Origin of the sequence: Shimwellia blattae DSM 4481 = NBRC 105725, assembly GCF_000262305.1 — a bacterium.
In the GTDB taxonomy this organism is placed as follows: Bacteria; Pseudomonadota; Gammaproteobacteria; order Enterobacterales; family Enterobacteriaceae; genus Shimwellia; species Shimwellia blattae.
Window position 1 is genome coordinate 1,268,932 of record NC_017910.1, and the last position, 17,686, is coordinate 1,286,617.

A 17,686-nucleotide genomic window follows, 5' to 3' on the forward strand; every position below is an offset into this window, starting at 1 on the left:
TTTGTTATCATCCCGCGTCCTGCCCGGCCACCGCCTGGCGGGACGTTTTCTGTTTTTATTCTGGAGTAAACCACCATGTCTGAAGGCTGGAATATTGCCGTACTGGGTGCCACGGGCGCCGTAGGTGAGGCCTTAATTGAACTGCTGGCTGAGCGCCAGTTCCCGGTGGGCGAATTATATCCGCTGGCCAGGGCAGACAGTGCCGGGGAGACTATCCGCTTTTCCGGGAAAACGCTGCGCGTAACCGATGCTGAGGAATTTGAATGGTCCCAGGCGCAGCTGGCATTTTTTGTTGCCGGTGCGCAAGCCAGCGCCCGCTACGTGGATGAAGCCACCAATGCCGGTTGCCTGGTGATTGATACCAGCGCGCTGTTTGCCCTGGAGCCGGATGTACCGCTGGTGGTGCCTGATGTTAACCCGTTTGTGCTGGCCGACTACCGCAACCGCAACCTGGTGGCGGTGGCCGACAGCCTGACCAGCCAGCTGCTGACGACCCTTAAACCGCTGGTCGATGCCGGTGGCCTGGCGCGTATTCAGGTCACCAGTCTGCTTTCTGCCTCGGCCCACGGTAAGGCGGCGGTAGATGCCCTGGCCGGGCAAAGTGCCCGCCTGCTGAACGGCATGCCTATCGAGGAGGACGATCACTTTGGCCGCCAGTTGGCTTTCAACATGCTGCCGTTACTTCCCGATCAGGAAGGCAGCGTGCGCGAAGAGCGCCAGATTGTTGATCAGGTGCGCAAAGTGCTGCAGGACGACGGGCTGCTGATCTCCGCCAGCTGTGTACAGTCGCCGGTGTTTTACGGCCATGCCCAGATGGTGAATTTTGAAGCCATGCGTCCGCTCTCCGCCCAGGAAGCACGCGACGCGCTGACGCGCTGTGAAGATATCAGCGTGTCTGAGGAGTCAGACTTCCCGACCCAGGTGGGGGATGCGTCCGGCAATGTGCAGCTGTCAGTGGGCTGTATCCATAACGACTACGGGATCCCGGAGCAGGTCCAGTTCTGGTCCGTGGCGGATAACGTGCGCTTTGGTGGCGCGCTGATGGCGGTGAAAACTGCGGAAAAACTGCTACAGGAGTACCTGTACTGATGTCTGCCAGGCCAGAGCCGCGCTATAAAATTGCCCTTGGCATTGAGTATGACGGCAGTAAATATTATGGCTGGCAGCGCCAGCAGGAAGTGCCCAGCGTGCAGGAGAAGCTGGAAAAAGCCCTGAGCCAGGTGGCGAACGAACCTGTTACCGTGTTTTGTGCCGGTCGCACCGATGCGGGGGTTCACGCCACCGGGCAGGTGGTGCACTTTGAAACCACGGCGCAGCGCAAAGATGCGGCCTGGACGATGGGGGTCAATGCGAATTTACCCGGTGATGTGGCGGTACGCTGGGTAAAACCGGTGGCGGAGGATTTCCACGCCCGTTTCAGCGCCACGGCGCGCCGCTATCGCTACATCATTTATAACCACCGGCTGCGCCCGGCGGTGCTCTGCCAGGGGGTCACCCATTTTCACCTGCCGCTGGATGCAGAACGCATGCAGCGTGCGGCCCAGTGCCTGCTGGGGGAGAATGATTTTACCTCGTTCCGGGCGGTCCAGTGCCAGTCGCGCACGCCCTGGCGCAATGTGCATCACATTCAGGTGACCCGCTACGGCAGCTACCTGGTGGTGGATATTAAAGCCAACGCGTTTGTGCACCATATGGTGCGCAATATTGTCGGCAGCCTGCTGGAAGTGGGCTGTGGCAACCAGCCGGAAGGCTGGATGGCAGAGCTGCTGGCGCTGAAAGATCGCACGCTGGCGGCGGCGACCGCCCGGGCAGAAGGGTTGTACCTGGTTGCGGTGGACTATCCTGAGCGGTTTGCGTTACCGCAGCTGCCGATGGGGCCGCTGTTTTTAGCCGATTAATCAAACGGACACACTGATGGATTTTATTCATTTTATTATCGATTTTGTCCTGCATATTGATGTGCATCTGGCTGAGCTGGTGGCTCAGTACGGTATCTGGGTCTACGGGATTTTGTTTCTGATCCTGTTTTGTGAAACCGGCCTGGTGGTCACCCCGTTTTTACCGGGGGATTCGCTGCTGTTCGTGGCCGGGGCGCTCTCTGCGCTGCCGTCTAATGATCTGCATGTGCATACCATGGTCACGCTGATGGTTATCGCGGCGGTACTGGGGGATGCGGTGAACTACACGATAGGGCGGTTATTCGGCCAGAAGCTGTTCAGCAACCCGAATTCGAAGATCTTCCGCCAGAGTTATCTTGACAAGACTCACGAGTTTTACGCAAAACATGGCGGCAAAACGATTATTCTGGCACGATTCGTTCCGATAGTGCGGACCTTCGCACCGTTTGTTGCGGGTATGGGCCATATGTCATATCGCCATTTTGCTGTGTATAACATTACCGGTGGCCTGTTATGGGTGCTACTGTTCACCTATGCAGGGTATTTCTTCGGTAACTTCCCGGCGGTACAGGAAAATCTGAAATTGCTGATTGTGGCAATTATTGTGTTGTCGGTATTACCCGGAGTGGTGGAGATTATTCGCCATAAACGTAGGGCTGCTCGCCAGATAAAATAAAACAATTCCGGGGTTGGACCACTTTTTTATCCAAAGTGGGGCCCCGTTATGTTTTAATGGACAGCATTTGTGGTCTGTGGGGGGCAAAAATGGCATTATGCGCCCCCACAGAAAAACTGGCATCGACCAGGTTCAGGCAGAAAGGTCATCAATGAGCTGGATTGAACGAATTCTCAATAAAAGCAATATAACCCCTACCCGCCGGGCGAACATTCCGGAAGGTGTGTGGACTAAGTGCGATAGCTGTGGTCAGGTTCTGTACCGCGCTGAGCTGGAGCGCAACCTTGAAGTGTGCCCTAAGTGCGATCACCATATGCGTATGTCGGCCAGAGAGCGGCTGAATTCGCTGCTGGACGAAGGATCCATGGTAGAGCTGGGTAGCGAGCTCGAACCGAAAGATGTGCTGAAGTTTAAAGACTCCAAGAAATACAAAGATCGTCTGGCGACAGCACAGAAAGAGACCGGTGAAAAAGACGCACTGGTGGTCATGAAAGGGACACTGTACGGGATGCCGGTAGTGGCGGCAGCCTTCGAATTTGCCTTTATGGGCGGCTCTATGGGGTCTGTTGTCGGTGCGCGTTTTGTCCGCGCCGTTGAGCAGGCGCTGGAAGCAAACTGCCCGCTTATCTGTTTTTCCGCCTCTGGCGGTGCCCGTATGCAGGAAGCGCTGATGTCGCTGATGCAGATGGCGAAAACCAGCGCCGCGCTGGCGAAAATGCAGGAGCGCGGCTTGCCGTATATCTCCGTGCTGACTGACCCGACCATGGGCGGCGTGTCTGCAAGTTTTGCTATGCTTGGCGATCTGAACATTGCCGAGCCGAAGGCGCTCATCGGCTTTGCCGGCCCGCGCGTGATCGAACAGACCGTGCGCGAGAAGCTGCCGCCGGGATTCCAGCGCAGTGAGTTCCTGATTGAGAAAGGCGCCATCGACATGATTATCCGTCGTCCGGAAATGCGCTTTAAGCTCGCCAGTATTCTGGCGCGGCTGATGAACCTTCCGGCCCCGGATCCTGATGAAGTACGCGACGATGTCCCGGCAGAATCTGCTGAGCCGGAACAGGATAACGACGCCTGACAGTAAGAGCAGGGCAGGTCACCGACCTGCCCTTTTTTATACCCGAACCGCCGCCCCCTGGCGGCGGGTTCAACAGTAGTGTGAACGGCCATCATGGATAAAATTACGCCTCCACAGGCCACGTCGCCGCTGGCCACGTGGCTTTCTTATCTGGAAAATCTGCACAGCAAAACTATCGATCTCGGGCTGGAGCGTGTGCGCAAGGTAGCCCAGGAGATGGGGCTGCTGAAACCGGCACCTTTTGTGTTTACGGTTGCCGGTACTAACGGCAAAGGGACCACCTGCCGCACCCTGGAGACTATCCTCACGGCGGCGGGCATGCGCGTGGGGGTCTACAGTTCGCCACACCTTTTGCGCTACACCGAGCGGGTGCGAATAGCCGGTGATGAGCTGCCGGAGTCGGCCCATACGGCCTCCTTCGCGGATATCGAAGCCCGGCGCGGTGACACCTCGCTGACCTATTTCGAGTACGGCACCCTGTCGGCCCTGTGGCTGTTTAAACAGGCGCAACTGGATGTGGTTATCCTCGAAGTGGGGCTGGGCGGGCGGCTGGACGCCACCAATATTGTCGACAGCGATGTGGCGGTGATAACCAGCATTGCCCTTGACCATACGGACTGGCTGGGGCCGGACCGGGAAAGCATTGGCCGGGAAAAAGCCGGTATTTTCCGGCCCGGTAAGCCTGCGGTGGTCGGGGAGCCGCAAATGCCCGGCACGATTGCCGAGGTTGCCCGGCAAAAAGGCGCCTGGCTACTGCGCCGCGGGGTGGACTGGGATTATGACGTTAATGCACACAGCTGGACATTCCGTGACGGGGCCGGGGAGCTGAAGAATCTTCCCCTGCCGCTGGTTCCCCAGCCCAATGCGGCCACCGCGCTGGCGGCTCTGCGCGCCAGCGGGCTGGCCGTTACTGAGCAGGACATCCACACCGGGATCCGCAACGCCACCCTGCCGGGCCGTTTTCAGATTGTTTCTGAGCACCCGCGGGTGATCCTTGATGTGGCCCATAACCCCCATGCGGCCCGGTATCTGGCAGGCCGCCTGCAGGCTGAGCCCTCAGAGGGGCGCTTACTGGCGGTGATTGGTATGCTGCACGATAAAGACATCGCCGGTACGCTGGCGCATCTGTCTGAGCTGGTGGATATTTGGTATTGTGCTCCCCTGGAAGGGCCACGGGGGGCGAGTGCTGAGCAACTGGCTGAGCATCTGGGGGGCGGTCATCTTTATCCGCGCGTCGCGGATGCCTGGTTTGCCGCACTGGCAGAGGCCCGCCCGGAAGATACGCTGCTCGTGTGTGGTTCATTCCATACCGTGGCACATGTGATGGAAGTGATGGAGTCGGGGAGAGAAGGTGGCGAGTAAATTTCAAAACCGCTTAGTGGGGACCATTGTGCTGGTGGCGCTGGGGGTGATTATTCTGCCCGGGCTGCTGGACGGGCAAAAGAAACATTATCAGGATGAGTTTGCCGCCATTCCCCTGGTGCCGAGACCGGGCGACACAGACGAGCCGGACATGCTGCCGGTGGCGACCCAGGCATTACCGGCCCAACCGCCGGAAGGGGCCGCAGAGGAGGTCCGCGCCAGCACTGCGGGCAACCCGGCGCTGAGAGCCTCTGCGCTGCCTGTGGACAGCGGGGCCGGGCTGGATGAGGTATCACCCGTTGCGCGTGAAATGGCAAAACCTCAGCCGCCACAGCCTAAACCGCAGCCCAAACCGAAGCCGCAACCGCAACCGGTAAAAACCCCGGATCAGGCGGCGGAACGTCTGGCGGTAGCCAGTGAGCAGGCGGCGCCACCGGCGGCGAAAGCACCGCAGGAGCAGAGCAGCGCGCCGGTGGGTAAAGCCTATGTGGTGCAGTTGGGGGCGCTGAAAAACGCCGACAAGGTCAACGAGATAGTCGCTAAGCTGCGGGCCGCGGGCTTTAAGGCGTACACATCGCCTTCCACGCCGGTTCAGGGTAAAATTACCCGCATCCTGGTCGGGCCGGAGGCGAACAAAGATAAGCTGAAAGGTTCCCTGGGGCAGTTACAGCAACTGTCCGGGCTTAGCGGCGTGGTTATGAGCTACAGCGTGCGTTAAATCCGGCAGTACAATCTGGCGAGCGGGGCGCGGGGCGCGGTGAGCGCTCTGCCCGTGGCAGTAACCGATGGCGTTGATGCTTTTTTCAGCGCCATTTTTATTTGAGCGGGGGAAGGAAATCCCTACGCAAACGTTTTCTTTTTCTGTTAGAATTCGCCCCGACCGGATGTCAGGGCGGTTTATCGTAGGATGAGTTCATGGTCTGGATTGATTACGCGATTATTGCGGTTATCGGTTTTTCCTGTCTGGTTAGCCTGATCCGCGGGTTTGTTCGGGAAGCGCTCTCGCTTGTTACCTGGGGTTGTGCTTTCTTTGTCGCCAGCCATTACTATTCGTACCTTGCCGTCTGGTTTACGGGTTTTCAGGATCAACTGGTTCGCAATGGCATTGCTATCGGGGCGCTGTTTATTGTTACGCTGATTGTCGGGGCTATCGTTAACTCGATTATCAGTGCCCTGGTTGAGAAGACCGGGCTGTCAGGAACAGACCGGGTTCTGGGCGTCTGTTTTGGTGCCCTGCGGGGTGTGCTGATCGTCGCCGCAATGCTGTTTTTTCTGGACACATTTACCGACCTGTCGAAGAGTGAGGACTGGCGCAATTCTCAGCTTGTTCCTAACTTCAGCTTTATCATCAGGTGGTTTTTTGATTTTCTGAAAGACTCGTCGAGTTTTATACCCCGGTAATGTGGCCTGGGGTGGCTTACTGAGGAAAACGAGATGTGCGGTATTGTCGGTATCGCCGGTGTTATGCCGGTCAACCAGTCTATCTATGACGCGTTATCGGTGCTACAGCACCGCGGGCAGGATGCCGCTGGCATCATTACCATCGATGCGAACAATTGCTTCCGGTTGCGTAAGGCCAATGGTCTGGTCAATGACGTATTCGAAGCCCGCCATATGCAGCGTCTGCAGGGCAATATGGGGATAGGCCATGTGCGCTATCCCACTGCCGGTAGCTCCAGCGCCTCTGAAGCGCAGCCGTTCTATGTTAACTCGCCCTATGGCATCACCCTGGCACACAACGGTAACCTGACCAACGCGCACGAACTGCGCCGGATGCTGTTTGAAGAAAAGCGGCGCCATGTTAACACCACCTCTGACTCTGAAGTGCTGCTGAATATCTTCGCCAGTGAGCTGGATAACTTCCGCCACTACCCGCTGGAGGCAGACAACATCTTCGCCGCTGTGGCGGCAACCAACCGCCAGATCCGTGGCGCTTACGCCTGCGTGGCGATGATTATCGGCCACGGTATGGTGGCGTTTCGCGATCCGCACGGCATTCGCCCGCTGGTGCTGGGCAAGCGCGATGCCGGAGACGGCCGGACCGAATACATGGTCGCCTCTGAGAGCGTGGCGCTGGATACGCTGGGCTTTGAGTTCCTGCGCGACGTGGCCCCGGGCGAGGCGATTTACATCACCGAGAACGGGCAGCTGTTTACCCGCCAGTGCGCCGACAACCCGACCAGTAATCCGTGCCTGTTTGAGTTTGTCTATTTTGCCCGCCCGGATTCGTTTATCGACAAAATCTCCGTTTACAGCGCCCGGGTCGGGATGGGGAAAAAGCTGGGCGAGAAAATTGCCCGCGAATGGGACGATCTTGATATCGATGTGGTTATCCCTATCCCGGAGACCTCCTGCGATATCGCGCTGGAAATTGCCCATATTCTGGGGAAACCGTACCGCCAGGGGTTTGTAAAAAACCGCTATGTGGGGCGTACGTTTATCATGCCGGGCCAGCAGATGCGCCGTAAATCGGTGCGCCGCAAGCTGAACGCTAACCGGGCTGAATTCCGGGATAAAAACGTTCTGCTGGTGGATGACTCCATTGTGCGTGGCACCACCTCTGAACAGATTATCGAAATGGCCCGGGAAGCGGGGGCGAAGAAGGTGTATCTGGCTTCGGCCGCGCCGGAAATTCGCTTCCCCAATGTGTACGGTATCGACATGCCCAGCGCCACGGAGCTGATTGCCCATGGTCGTGAGGTGGATGAGATCCGCCAGATAATCGGCGCCGATGGGCTGATCTTCCAGGATCTCGATGACCTTATCGAGGCGGTCCGCGCGGAGAACCCGGATATCCAGCAGTTTGAGTGCTCGGTATTTAACGGGGTCTATGTGACGAAAGACGTGGATCTGCCGTATCTGGAGTATCTGGACTCGTTACGTAACGATGACAGCAAAGCGCTGCAGCGCCAGAACGATCTGGAAAGCCTCGAAATGCATAACGAGGGCTGATCGCCTGTAACTCCCACAATGCCCTGTCCTGTGACGGGGCATTTTTTTATCCGCTGTGAGCAATTTGCTTTATTACAGTGCGTTTCTGCAACATTGATCAAATCCTGATAATTTTCCTCGCGCTTTTCGTAATACCACTACAGCCAGACCGGGAAAGCTGGTATCTTCGCCTCCGGACGATATGTAACGTTTTTATAACAATAAATATGACATTTACGGAAAACCCGCCGGGCTGGCACAACTTGTGCTTAGTCAGAAGGGCCACAACACAATAACCGACATCACCACGCGTTGTAATCTTCCGGCACCAGAACCAGAAGGGGCAACGTAAGCTGAGGAATACGTATGAAAAAGCACACCCTGGCGTTATCTCTGCTGGCCGGTCTGTTCTGCACCAGCGCGATAGCCGCTATCCCGTCGACGATCCGCATTGGTACGGACACCACCTATGCGCCGTTTTCTTCGAAAGATGCCAAAGGAAACTTTGTCGGTTTTGATATCGATCTCGGTAACGAGATGTGCAAACGGATGCAGGTGAAATGCGTCTGGGTCGGCAGTGATTTCGATTCGCTGATCCCGTCATTAAAAGCCCGCAAAATTGACGCGGTGATCTCGTCGCTGTCCATTACCGAAAAGCGCCAGCAGGAGATTGCCTTCTCCGGGAAACTGTACGCGGCCGACTCGCGCCTGATCGCGGTAAAAGGGGCGGACATTCAGCCAACCCTCGCGTCGCTTAAGGGTAAACACGTCGGGGTGCTCCAGGGCTCCACCCAGGAAGCCTACGCGAATGAAAAATGGCGTGCTGAGGGTGTGGATGTGGTGGCGTATCAGAACCAGGATCTTATCTACTCCGATCTGAGCGCCGGGCGTCTGGATGCAGCACTCCAGGATGAGGTTGCCGCCAGCGAAGGGTTCCTGAAGCAACCGGCCGGTAAAGATTTCGCCTTTGCGGGCCCTTCGGTGAAGGATAAAAAATACTTCGGCGATGGCACCGGTGTGGGGCTGCGTAAAGAGGACGCCGAACTGGTGAGCGCGTTTAATAACGCCCTCGATACGCTGCGTAAAGACGGAACATACGACAAGATGGCGCAGAAGTACTTTAACTTTAATGTTTACGGCGATTGATAGTTTCCCGTAGTCTGTACCCCGGTCCGTAATAAGACCGGGGCCACAGGGAAAATAAAACCCGTGGTGCCCTGATACGGTGCAGTATTACGTATGTTGAACCTTTGTGGTGCATTAGTTGCGCTATTATCAGGCATTCTGCTGCGTAACCTTCACTTTATGGTTACTGTATTACCAGGCATGAAATCTGCAGTTTTCCCCTCGTTCAGGGAGAATTTATAAGCGGTAATGCCTTTGGGCTGGTACTCAGCACTGGTTATGGCCCGGACGGCCACGGTGCGGTAATCACGACAGATAGGGTTTTTGAGGAAGAATATGAAAAAGCAGATACTTGCTGTTACGCTGGCGCTGGCGTTTTCCAGTGTTACCACTGCCTTTGCGGCCATTCCGGAAACACTGCGTATTGGTACTGATCCCACATACGCCCCGTTCGAATCCAAAAATGCCAAAGGGGAACTCATCGGGTTTGATATCGATCTGGCTAAAGAATTATGCCAGCGTATTAATACCAAATGTACGTTTGTGGAAAACCCCCTTGATGCGTTAATTCCCTCTCTGAAGGCGAAAAAAATTGACGCCATTATGTCGTCACTGTCAATAACGGAAAAACGCCAGCAGGAGATTGCCTTTACCGACAAGCTCTATGCGGCCGACTCCCGTCTGGTGGTGAAAAAGGGCTCCCCGGTTCAGCCGACCATTGCCGCCCTGAAGGGTAAGCGGGTTGGGGTGCTCCAGGGTACAACCCAGGAAACTTACGGCAATGAGCACTGGGCTCCCCGGGGGGTTGAGATTGTCTCTTACCAGGGGCAGGAAAATATCTACTCCGACCTGGTTGCCGGGCGTATTGATGCCGCTTTCCAGGATGAGGTGGCCGCCAGTGAAGGCTTCCTGAAGCAGCCTGTAGGCAAAGATTACCAGTTTGGCGGACCGTCGATTAAAGACGAAAAACTGTTTGGCGTTGGCACCGGTATGGGGGTGCGTAAAGACGACACCGAACTGCGGGCGGCGCTGAATCACGCATTTGCTGAAATGCGTAAAGACGGCACTTACGACAAGCTGGCGAAAAAGTATTTCGATTTTAATGTCTACGGTGAGTGATCACCTGTGTCCCGCAGCCTGCCCGGGGGCGGGCCTGCGGGTGCAAAACTGATGGCGGATATGTTTCATGCTGTATGGTTTTTCCCAGGTTATATTTCAGGGGGCGCTGGTCACACTGGAGCTGGCAATCAGCTCCGTTATTCTGGCGGTGGTGATTGGTTTAGCCGGGGCGGGCGCAAAACTTTCCCGTAACCGCCCGCTGGCGCTTATTTTTGAAGGTTACACCACGCTTATCCGCGGGGTGCCGGATCTGGTGCTGATGCTGTTAATTTTCTATGGCCTGCAAATGGCCCTTAACAGTATTACCGATGCCTTTGGCGCCGGGCAGATCGATATTGATCCGATGGTGGCCGGTATTATTACGCTCGGGTTTATTTACGGGGCCTATTTTACGGAGACGTTTCGCGGCGCCTATATGGCGGTGCCCAGAGGGCATATTGAAGCGGCCACCGCATTTGGTTTTACCAGCGCGAAAATATTCCGGCGCATTATGTTCCCGGCGATGATGCGCTTTGCGTTACCCGGTATTGGCAACAACTGGCAGGTTATTCTGAAGTCCACGGCGCTGGTGTCGTTACTCGGGCTGGAAGATGTGGTGAAAGCCACCCAACTGGCCGGGAAAAGCACCTGGGAGCCGTTCTATTTTGCCATTGTCTGCGGGGTGATTTACCTGGTGTTTACAACGGTGTCAAACGGGGTTCTGCTGCTGCTTGAACGGCGCTACATGGTCGGTGTGAAGAGGGCAGATCTGTGACGGAGATTATTCAGGAATACTGGAAGTCGCTACTGTGGACCGACGGCTACCGTTTTACCGGGGTCGCCATTACCCTGTGGCTGCTGATTTCCTCCGTGGTGATGGGGGGCATTCTGGCGCTGTTTTTGGCCATAGGCCGGGTATCGCGCAATAAGTTTATCCAGTTCCCCATCTGGCTGTTTACCTATATTTTTCGCGGCACCCCGCTGTATGTGCAGCTGCTGGTGTTCTATTCCGGGATGTATACCCTGGAAATCGTAAAGGGCACAGAACTGCTGAATGCCTTTTTCCGCAGTGGCCTGAACTGTACCGTACTGGCGCTGACCCTGAACACCTGTGCCTATACCACGGAGATTTTTGCCGGGGCTATTCGCGCGGTTCCCCACGGGGAGATCGAAGCGGGCAGGGCGTATGGTTTCTCTGCGGTGAAGATGTACCGCTGTATTATTTTGCCCTCGGCCCTGCGCACGGCACTGCCGGCTTACAGCAACGAAGTGATTCTGATGCTGCACTCCACGGCCCTTGCCTTTACGGCAACGGTGCCCGATTTGCTGAAAATTGCCAGGGACATTAACTCTGCCACCTACCAGCCGTTTACGGCGTTCGGTATTGCGGCAGTGCTTTACCTGATTATCTCTTATGTGCTGATAAGCCTGTTCCGCAAGGCGGAAAGACGCTGGTTGCAGCATGTGAAGCCGTCTTCATCGCACTGAGTGGTTTACGATGCCAGAAAATAAATTAAATGTTGTCGATCTGCACAAATGCTATGGCGAGTTAGAAGTGCTGAAGGGGGTCTCCCTGAAAGCGGACGCCGGGGATGTTATCAGCATCATTGGCTCTTCCGGCTCCGGGAAAAGCACCTTTTTGCGCTGTATTAACTTCCTGGAGCAGCCCAGTGAAGGTTCGATTAGTGTCAGCAACCAGAATATCCACCTGGTGCGTGATAAAAGCGGGCAACTGAAAGTTGCTGATAAAAACCAGTTGCGCTTATTGCGTACCAGGTTGACTATGGTGTTTCAGCATTTCAATTTGTGGAGCCATATGACGGTGCTGGAAAACGTCATGGAGGCACCGATCCAGGTGCTGGGGCTTAGCAAAACCGACGCGCGCGAGCGGGCGATCAAATACCTTGAAAAGGTGGGTATTGATGAGCGCGCCCGTGCGAAATACCCGGTGCATTTGTCCGGCGGCCAGCAGCAGCGCGTTTCCATTGCCCGTGCGCTGGCGATGGAGCCGGAAGTCTTACTGTTTGATGAGCCAACCTCGGCGCTGGATCCTGAGCTGGTGGGTGAAGTGCTGAGGATCATGCAGAAACTGGCGGAAGAGGGGAAAACCATGGTGGTGGTGACCCACGAAATGGAGTTTGCCCGCCATGTGTCGAGCCATGTGATTTTTCTGCACCAGGGGAAGATTGAAGAGCAGGGCGCACCAGAAGCGCTGTTCGGTAATCCTCAGAGCCCGCGGCTTCAGCAGTTCTTAAAAGGGTCCCTCAAGTAGCAAGGAACGGCAGGGATGCCGAATCCCTGCCTGCTGGCGGTTACCTGACCAGGTCCGCCAGCGCCTCCTGCAGATCGCGCCAGCGAAAGGTAAAACCCGCCTGCTCAAGCCGGGCAGGCTGGCCACGCTGCCCTTCCAGCACCAGTACCGCCGCCTCTCCCATGATAAGACGTATTACCGCCCCTGGCGTGCGCAGCAGTGCCGGGCGGTTAAGCACCTGCCCCAGGATACTGGCGAACCGGGCATTATGAACCGGCCATGGGGCCACCATATTAAAGGGGCCCTGCAGGTTGTTATCCAGCAGCCAGATAATACCGCTTACCATATCATCCAGGTGGATCCAGGGAATGTACTGGCGCCCGTCTCCCGTGGGGCCGCCAAGGCCCAGCCGGAAGAGCGGCAGCAGTTTTGCCAGCATGCCGCCGTTGCGGGCCAGCACAACGCCGGTGCGCAGCAGGCACACCCGGGTGGCATCGCTCTGCGCCTCGCAGGCGATGTGTTCCCAGCGGGCGCATAACTGGTGGGTAAATTCGTTTCGCGGGGGCTCATCTTCGGTGACGACCGTCTCCCCCATATCGCCGTAGTACCCCATGGCAGAGCCGGAAATCAGCACCCCTGGTGGCCGCTGGCTGGCTTTAATACGCTGCACCACCTGGTGGGTCATCTGCCAGCGGCTGTCGCACAGGATGTGCTTCCGGGCCCGGGTCCAGCGCTTGTCGGCAATGGGCTCTCCTGCCAGGTTTATGACCGCGTCAATACCATCAAAAGTGGGATGTTCGTTCAGCCCTTCCCACAGAGTGACCTGGGCCGGGAGGTGGCGGCGCGCACTGGCGGAGGAGCGGGTAACCACGGTTATCTGGTGCCCGGTAATCAGTAAGCGCCGGATCAGCGCCCGGCCAATCAGCCCGGTGCCGCCGGTTATCAGAATGTGCATCCTCCACCTCCTGCCTGTTGCTATTTTTGCCAGCGCATCGTCATGGATACCGAATCCGCATAGCGCAGGGCATGTAGTTTGTCGATTTCTACTTCAGCGTAGGTGACCCAGGGGTGAGCACATGCGATATCGAGCACATCCTGGGTTAATTTTTCCAGCAGTGCGAAGCGGTTATTTTCAACCAGCTGAATAACCGCTTTGGTCACCGTGCGGTAATTGAGGGCATCGGCGATATTTTCACTGGTTCTGGCATGCTCTGCCGGGTAGTGAATTTGCAGGTTAATCACCACATCCTGACGGTTGGCGATCTCTTCGTCTTTAATGCCGATAAACGTGCGCAGGCGCAGATTTTTAACCCGGATAATGGCGTCAGGTTGCGATGACATAGCTCTTGCTCCTTGTTATGTTTTCACCATCATACACAAGGGCGTGTCTGGTGCCAAAACCACGCGCATTCAGCCTGTTAGCTGGCGGGCCAGTTGTTGTCTTCCAGCTGTAGCGTGCGTTCAATGGTCATATTCAGCAGGCAGATCTCGCTCAGGGTTTTATCCCCGGAGCCGTTACCGGCAAAATTGTAGATGCTGCACTGCCGGTCGCGAAAGGTGATCCAGGTGCGCTGAGCCTGGCGCCAGGCGGGGGCGTTCTGGCGCGTTTTCAGCGCCGCCTGCCAGGCTTTATTCAGCCGGGCGTCCCATTTTTCATGCTCATCGCTTACACACATCAGGCTTGTCATTTCATTGGCGGCGTTCGCCACACATTTCTGGTATTGCGCAGAATAAGGATAGGCCGGGCGGGCCGGGCTCCCGGCCAGGGCGGGTAACGCATACAGGCCCAGCAGGCAGGAAAATAACCAGTAATGGCGCATAGTAGACCCTCTCTTTATGACTAAAATTAATAACGTAGTGGCATGATTAACAAGTATAACAGTGCCGGTGGCGGTGCCATACTTAGCCTGATTGCGAAATTAACGCCCTGTGCGCAGCGGTTTATAAATCCGTTTCCTGGCCGTTAGCCGCCCTTTCAGGGGCGTGAAATACGGCCATAAATTGGTTAAAATTCTGCGGTATGTTTTCAGCAAAGGTGCGGTCTATGAAACTGATGTTTGCGGCGGATATTCACGGTTCGCTGCCGGCCACTGAGCAGGTGCTGGATATTTTTTCCCGCAGCCAGGCTCACTGGCTTATCGTGCTGGGCGATGTTCTGAACCACGGGCCGCGTAATGCGCTGCCTCCGGGATATGCCCCGGCACAGGTGGCAGAGCGTCTTAACCAGGTGGCCGGGAAGATTATTGCCGTGCGGGGCAACTGCGACAGCGAGGTTGACCAGATGCTGCTGCATTTCCCGCTGATGGCCCCCTGGCAGCAGGTATTACTGGATACCCGGCGGCTGTTTCTGACCCACGGGCACCTGTATGGACCGGATAATTTACCGCCGCTGAACCCCGGAGATGTGCTGGTCTCGGGCCACACACATATTCCGCTGGCAGAGCGGCGCGGTGAGGTCATTGTTTTTAACCCGGGCTCAGTCAGTATCCCTAAAGGTGGCTTTGCGGCCAGCTACGGCATGCTGGATGACGATGTTCTGACCGTTTATGGCCTGGCGGATGGCAAGGTTATTGCAGATATCGCTATTACCCCGTAACGTATAGCGGTTAACGCGCCGTAAGAGCGCTCACAAAATAAGGTTTTCCCGATGGTGGAACAGCGTGAATTATCTGGCACGGAATGGGTTGATATTGTCAATGAAGACAATGAAGTAATTGCACAGGCAAGCCGGGAGCAGATGCGCGCCCAGCGGCTGCGTCATCGCGCCACATATATCGTTGTCCATGACGGTATGGGCAATATCCTGGTTCAGCGCCGCACTGAAACCAAAGATTTTCTACCCGGCATGCTGGATGCCACCGCGGGTGGCGTAGTGCAGGCAGAAGAGGTGATGCTGGAGTCTGCCCGCCGCGAAGCGGAAGAGGAGCTGGGAATAGCAGGGGTGCCGTTTGCTGAACACGGCGCTTTTTACTTTGAAGACGCCAACTGCCGGGTGTGGGGTGGGCTGTTTAGCTGCGTATCCCACGGGCCTTTTGCCCTTCAGGAAGAAGAGATCAGCGATGTTTGCTGGATGACCCCGGAAGAGATAACCGCCCGCTGTGACGAATTCACGCCAGATTCACTCAAGGCGCTCTCTTTGTGGCTGAAGCGCAATACCGGCGCAGATGCCCCCTCTGCACCGGAAGCCACCGCAAAAGCCAAAAGCTAGCAACTGCTCCGCAAGCGCAGCACAGGGGAGATAGCCCCTGTGCTCTGCCACGGCCTGCCGCTGAGCCGGGCCAGCAATGCTCTGGCCGCATCGATACCGATTTGCCGGTGAGGCACGGCGATTGTGGTGAGCGGTGGCTGACAAACCCGGCTGACATCACTGTCGCCAAAGCCGACAATAGCCAGATCGTCCGGCACTTTGATATACCGGCGCTGGCATTCATACAGAGCGCCGCAGGCCAGCTCATCAGAAACACACACCAGCGCGTCCATTTCAGGCCAGGCCAGTAACAGCTCCGGCAACTGGGCTGCTCCGGTAGAAAACAGCGGCGGGGCGGCCGCATTAACGACCCGGTGCGGAGACATATGGTGGCGCAGCATGGCTTTATGCCAGCCCTGCAAATGTTGCTGAAAGAGCCACTGCTCCTGGCTGGCACACAGCAGACCAATATTCTGATAGCCCCGGGACACCAGCAGGGTAGTCAGCTCAGACATCGCCGCGACATTGTCGATGCCAATATTCATATCAATGGGCTGATCCCGAATGGCGCCAATCTCCATCACCGGGATGGCGGCATTTTCCAGCCAGTGACGCACCGTTGCGCTGTGATCCACACTCAGCATCACGGCAGCAGCAATATTGGAGGCCAGCAGAGTTTCCAGCAGCGCCTCTTCCTGATCCAGCCGGTGGCAGGATTCTGCCAGCATTATCTGGTACCCGGCGGGCTGAAGGATGTGCTGGAGCCCGGCAAACATTTCGGCACAGCCTGCTTCTGCCAGATTTGGCACCACCATGGCGATGGTCCAGGATGAGGCTGATGCCAGAGCGCTGGCGGCCAGATTCGGCATATAACCCAGGGCGGCAACAGCGGCGTTAATTTTCTCCCGCAGTTTACCGGAGACCTGCTCCGGGGTACGCAGCGCCCGGGATACCGTCATGGTGCCGACCCCGGCCATTCTGGCAACATCTGCCAGAGTCACCTTACCTGTGCTGCGTCGCTTGCGGGTTACGGGCATAACAGTTCCTGTGTTCTCATAGACTTAGTTGTTAACTTATCGCGTAATAACCAGTATACCCCCTAACGGTGCATTTGGCTGCGGCTTGTCTGAGGATGTATTTGATAGCGCTATCACACTTTCTGATTATGCGTTTTGATAGCGCTATCTTTGGGAGGTTAATCACGGTTTGAACTATCTGCCTTGCCTACAGTTTGAGCATCTTACTGAGGAGGTAAACGGTGCTGAATCACTGGCTGAACGAGCAGACTATCTGTATCCGGGACCGGGTTGCTGACTGGCAACAGGCTCTGGTTATTGCGGCCAAACCGCTGCTGGCACAGGGGATTATTCACGCAGATTATGTCCCGGCGATTATTCACCAGCATCATAAATTAGGGCCGTATTATGTTCTGGCGCCTGGTCTGGCTATGCCCCATGCACGCCCGGAGGAGGGTGCTCACGGGCAGGGACTCGCGCTACTGAAGCTACATCAGGGGGTTGCTTTTGGTGCCGGGGAGTTTGATCCGGTCAGCCTGATTATTATGCTGGCCGCGCCGGATGCCGACAGCCATATTGTCATGATTTCTTCCCTGGCTGAGTTATTTTCCTGCCCGGAGGATCTGGCAGCGTTGCATCAGGCGCAGACTCTTGCACAGATTAATAATATTATTTCTCGCTACTAATCGTATTATTTCAGGGTAAATAACGTTCACACCGGATATCTGTAATTTGTGAGGTAGTAAATTTATTAACTGACTGTCTTAAAGGTGGCAATAATGAAAATTATGGCAATTTGTGGATCGGGTCTTGGCAGTAGTTTTTTAGTTGAAATGAATATTAAAAAAGTGCTTAAAAAAATGGGCGTTGAAGCCGAAGTGGAACATGCGGATCTTTCCTGTGCCATGCCGGGGGCGGCAGACTTGTTTGTGATGGCAAAAGATATTGCCACCAGCGCAAGTGTGGCGTCAGAACAGCTACTTGTTATTGATAATATTATTGATATCAATGAGCTTGAAGAGAAGCTGCGCGGCTATTTTTCTGCCCGCTAACCCTGAAAATCACCT

General features: G+C 56.1%; 21 protein-coding genes. 17 read left to right on the forward strand and 4 right to left on the reverse strand.

Translation table 11 applies throughout. The features are described from left to right. Positions 1-75: 75 nt before the first annotated feature. From EBL_RS05885 to hisP, 13 genes are all read left to right on the forward strand, one after another. Positions 76-1,089 (forward strand): aspartate-semialdehyde dehydrogenase, encoded by a 1,014-nt coding sequence (locus EBL_RS05885; protein WP_002439705.1) that lies wholly within the window; start codon positions 76-78, stop codon positions 1,087-1,089. Continuing rightward, positions 1,089-1,898 (forward strand): tRNA pseudouridine(38-40) synthase TruA, encoded by an 810-nt coding sequence (gene truA, locus EBL_RS05890; RefSeq protein ID WP_002439707.1) that lies wholly within the window; start codon positions 1,089-1,091, stop codon positions 1,896-1,898. The genes EBL_RS05885 and truA overlap by 1 nt, the downstream gene beginning before the upstream one ends. 16 nt (positions 1,899-1,914) lie before the next feature. Continuing rightward, positions 1,915-2,574, forward strand: a complete 660-nt coding sequence (locus tag EBL_RS05895; protein ID WP_002439709.1) for a DedA family protein — start codon at positions 1,915-1,917, stop codon at positions 2,572-2,574. A 151-nt stretch (positions 2,575-2,725) separates the two neighbouring features. Next, on the forward strand, positions 2,726-3,649 hold the full coding sequence (gene accD, locus EBL_RS05900; protein WP_002439710.1) for an acetyl-CoA carboxylase, carboxyltransferase subunit beta: 924 nt from the start codon (positions 2,726-2,728) through the stop codon (positions 3,647-3,649). 93 nt (positions 3,650-3,742) lie between these two features. Then, positions 3,743-5,011, forward strand: a complete 1,269-nt coding sequence (gene folC / locus EBL_RS05905; protein ID WP_002439712.1) for a bifunctional tetrahydrofolate synthase/dihydrofolate synthase — start codon at positions 3,743-3,745, stop codon at positions 5,009-5,011. Continuing rightward, positions 5,001-5,729, forward strand: a complete 729-nt coding sequence (gene dedD / locus EBL_RS05910) for a cell division protein DedD (protein WP_002439714.1) — start codon at positions 5,001-5,003, stop codon at positions 5,727-5,729. Before folC ends, dedD begins: the two co-directional genes overlap by 11 nt. A 197-nt stretch (positions 5,730-5,926) precedes the next feature. Next, the gene (gene cvpA, locus EBL_RS05915) at positions 5,927-6,412 is read left to right on the forward strand and encodes a colicin V production protein (protein WP_002439715.1); all 486 of its coding nucleotides are present in this window, start codon (positions 5,927-5,929) and stop codon (positions 6,410-6,412) included. A gap of 33 nt (positions 6,413-6,445) precedes the next feature. Next, positions 6,446-7,963 (forward strand): amidophosphoribosyltransferase, encoded by a 1,518-nt coding sequence (purF, locus tag EBL_RS05920; RefSeq protein ID WP_002439717.1) that lies wholly within the window; start codon positions 6,446-6,448, stop codon positions 7,961-7,963. A gap of 345 nt (positions 7,964-8,308) precedes the next feature. Further along, on the forward strand, positions 8,309-9,088 hold the full coding sequence (gene argT / locus EBL_RS05925) for a lysine/arginine/ornithine ABC transporter substrate-binding protein ArgT (protein WP_002439719.1): 780 nt from the start codon (positions 8,309-8,311) through the stop codon (positions 9,086-9,088). 315 nt (positions 9,089-9,403) lie between these two features. Beyond that, complete coding sequence (hisJ, locus tag EBL_RS05930; protein WP_002439721.1) at positions 9,404-10,186, forward strand: histidine ABC transporter substrate-binding protein HisJ; 783 nt, start codon at positions 9,404-9,406, stop codon at positions 10,184-10,186. Positions 10,187-10,253: 67 nt separating this feature from the next. Further along, the gene (locus EBL_RS05935) at positions 10,254-10,940 is read left to right on the forward strand and encodes a histidine ABC transporter permease HisQ (protein WP_002439723.1); all 687 of its coding nucleotides are present in this window, start codon (positions 10,254-10,256) and stop codon (positions 10,938-10,940) included. Next, positions 10,937-11,653 carry an ABC transporter permease gene (locus EBL_RS05940; RefSeq protein WP_002439725.1) on the forward strand — a complete coding sequence of 239 codons (717 nt, stop codon included), beginning with the start codon at positions 10,937-10,939 and terminating at the stop codon, positions 11,651-11,653. Before EBL_RS05935 ends, EBL_RS05940 begins: the two co-directional genes overlap by 4 nt. A gap of 10 nt (positions 11,654-11,663) precedes the next feature. Beyond that, the gene (gene hisP / locus EBL_RS05945; protein ID WP_002439726.1) at positions 11,664-12,437 is read left to right on the forward strand and encodes a histidine ABC transporter ATP-binding protein HisP; all 774 of its coding nucleotides are present in this window, start codon (positions 11,664-11,666) and stop codon (positions 12,435-12,437) included. A 40-nt stretch (positions 12,438-12,477) separates the two neighbouring features. Here the strand turns inward: hisP and EBL_RS05950 are convergent, their stop codons facing one another. From EBL_RS05950 to EBL_RS05960, 3 genes are all read right to left on the reverse strand, one after another. Next, positions 12,478-13,371 (reverse strand): TIGR01777 family oxidoreductase, encoded by an 894-nt coding sequence (locus EBL_RS05950; protein WP_002439727.1) that lies wholly within the window; start codon positions 13,369-13,371, stop codon positions 12,478-12,480. Between the two features lie 20 nt (positions 13,372-13,391). Next, positions 13,392-13,757 (reverse strand): dihydroneopterin triphosphate 2'-epimerase, encoded by a 366-nt coding sequence (gene folX, locus EBL_RS05955; RefSeq protein WP_002439730.1) that lies wholly within the window; start codon positions 13,755-13,757, stop codon positions 13,392-13,394. A 77-nt stretch (positions 13,758-13,834) separates the two neighbouring features. After that, positions 13,835-14,236 carry a lysozyme inhibitor LprI family protein gene (locus tag EBL_RS05960; RefSeq protein ID WP_002439732.1) on the reverse strand — a complete coding sequence of 134 codons (402 nt, stop codon included), beginning with the start codon at positions 14,234-14,236 and terminating at the stop codon, positions 13,835-13,837. A 224-nt stretch (positions 14,237-14,460) separates the two neighbouring features. On the opposite strand from EBL_RS05960, the gene yfcE reads away from it, so the two are divergent. Together yfcE and yfcD are read left to right on the forward strand one after the other, a co-directional pair. Continuing rightward, a complete protein-coding gene (yfcE, locus tag EBL_RS05965) occupies positions 14,461-15,012 on the forward strand; it encodes a phosphodiesterase (protein ID WP_002439734.1) in 552 nt (183 codons plus the stop codon). Positions 15,013-15,063: 51 nt separating this feature from the next. After that, a complete protein-coding gene (gene yfcD, locus EBL_RS05970) occupies positions 15,064-15,624 on the forward strand; it encodes an NUDIX hydrolase YfcD (protein ID WP_002439735.1) in 561 nt (186 codons plus the stop codon). Here yfcD and EBL_RS05975 read toward each other — a convergent pair. After that, positions 15,621-16,640, reverse strand: coding sequence for a LacI family DNA-binding transcriptional regulator (locus EBL_RS05975; RefSeq protein ID WP_002439736.1), 1,020 nt, complete (start codon positions 16,638-16,640; stop codon positions 15,621-15,623). The genes yfcD and EBL_RS05975 overlap by 4 nt on opposite strands. A 221-nt stretch (positions 16,641-16,861) precedes the next feature. Here EBL_RS05975 and EBL_RS05980 point away from each other — a divergent pair, with 221 nt between their 5' ends. After that, positions 16,862-17,305: a PTS sugar transporter subunit IIA gene (locus EBL_RS05980; protein ID WP_002439738.1), complete on the forward strand. Its 444-nt coding sequence runs from the start codon at positions 16,862-16,864 to the stop codon at positions 17,303-17,305. Positions 17,306-17,398: 93 nt separating this feature from the next. Next, on the forward strand, positions 17,399-17,671 hold the full coding sequence (locus EBL_RS05985) for a PTS sugar transporter subunit IIB (protein ID WP_002439739.1): 273 nt from the start codon (positions 17,399-17,401) through the stop codon (positions 17,669-17,671). Positions 17,672-17,686 lie beyond the last annotated feature (15 nt).

Excerpts from the sequence above, each read along its gene's own strand:
- cvpA (WP_002439715.1), top strand. The coding sequence starts at position 5,927 with ATGGTCTGGATTGATTACGCGATTATTGCGGTTATCGGTTTTTCCTGT.
- EBL_RS05960 (WP_002439732.1), bottom strand. The coding sequence starts at position 14,236 with ATGCGCCATTACTGGTTATTTTCCTGCCTGCTGGGCCTGTATGCGTTA.
- purF (WP_002439717.1), top strand. The coding sequence starts at position 6,446 with ATGTGCGGTATTGTCGGTATCGCCGGTGTTATGCCGGTCAACCAGTCT.
- EBL_RS05935 (WP_002439723.1), top strand. The coding sequence starts at position 10,254 with ATGCTGTATGGTTTTTCCCAGGTTATATTTCAGGGGGCGCTGGTCACA.
- EBL_RS05975 (WP_002439736.1), bottom strand. The coding sequence starts at position 16,640 with ATGCCCGTAACCCGCAAGCGACGCAGCACAGGTAAGGTGACTCTGGCA.
- yfcD (WP_002439735.1), top strand. The coding sequence starts at position 15,064 with ATGGTGGAACAGCGTGAATTATCTGGCACGGAATGGGTTGATATTGTC.
- hisJ (WP_002439721.1), top strand. The coding sequence starts at position 9,404 with ATGAAAAAGCAGATACTTGCTGTTACGCTGGCGCTGGCGTTTTCCAGT.
- accD (WP_002439710.1), top strand. The coding sequence starts at position 2,726 with ATGAGCTGGATTGAACGAATTCTCAATAAAAGCAATATAACCCCTACC.
- truA (WP_002439707.1), top strand. The coding sequence starts at position 1,089 with ATGTCTGCCAGGCCAGAGCCGCGCTATAAAATTGCCCTTGGCATTGAG.
- EBL_RS05885 (WP_002439705.1), top strand. The coding sequence starts at position 76 with ATGTCTGAAGGCTGGAATATTGCCGTACTGGGTGCCACGGGCGCCGTA.
- EBL_RS05895 (WP_002439709.1), top strand. The coding sequence starts at position 1,915 with ATGGATTTTATTCATTTTATTATCGATTTTGTCCTGCATATTGATGTG.
- folX (WP_002439730.1), bottom strand. The coding sequence starts at position 13,757 with ATGTCATCGCAACCTGACGCCATTATCCGGGTTAAAAATCTGCGCCTG.
- yfcE (WP_002439734.1), top strand. The coding sequence starts at position 14,461 with ATGAAACTGATGTTTGCGGCGGATATTCACGGTTCGCTGCCGGCCACT.
- EBL_RS05985 (WP_002439739.1), top strand. The coding sequence starts at position 17,399 with ATGAAAATTATGGCAATTTGTGGATCGGGTCTTGGCAGTAGTTTTTTA.
- argT (WP_002439719.1), top strand. The coding sequence starts at position 8,309 with ATGAAAAAGCACACCCTGGCGTTATCTCTGCTGGCCGGTCTGTTCTGC.
- hisP (WP_002439726.1), top strand. The coding sequence starts at position 11,664 with ATGCCAGAAAATAAATTAAATGTTGTCGATCTGCACAAATGCTATGGC.
- EBL_RS05950 (WP_002439727.1), bottom strand. The coding sequence starts at position 13,371 with ATGCACATTCTGATAACCGGCGGCACCGGGCTGATTGGCCGGGCGCTG.
- folC (WP_002439712.1), top strand. The coding sequence starts at position 3,743 with ATGGATAAAATTACGCCTCCACAGGCCACGTCGCCGCTGGCCACGTGG.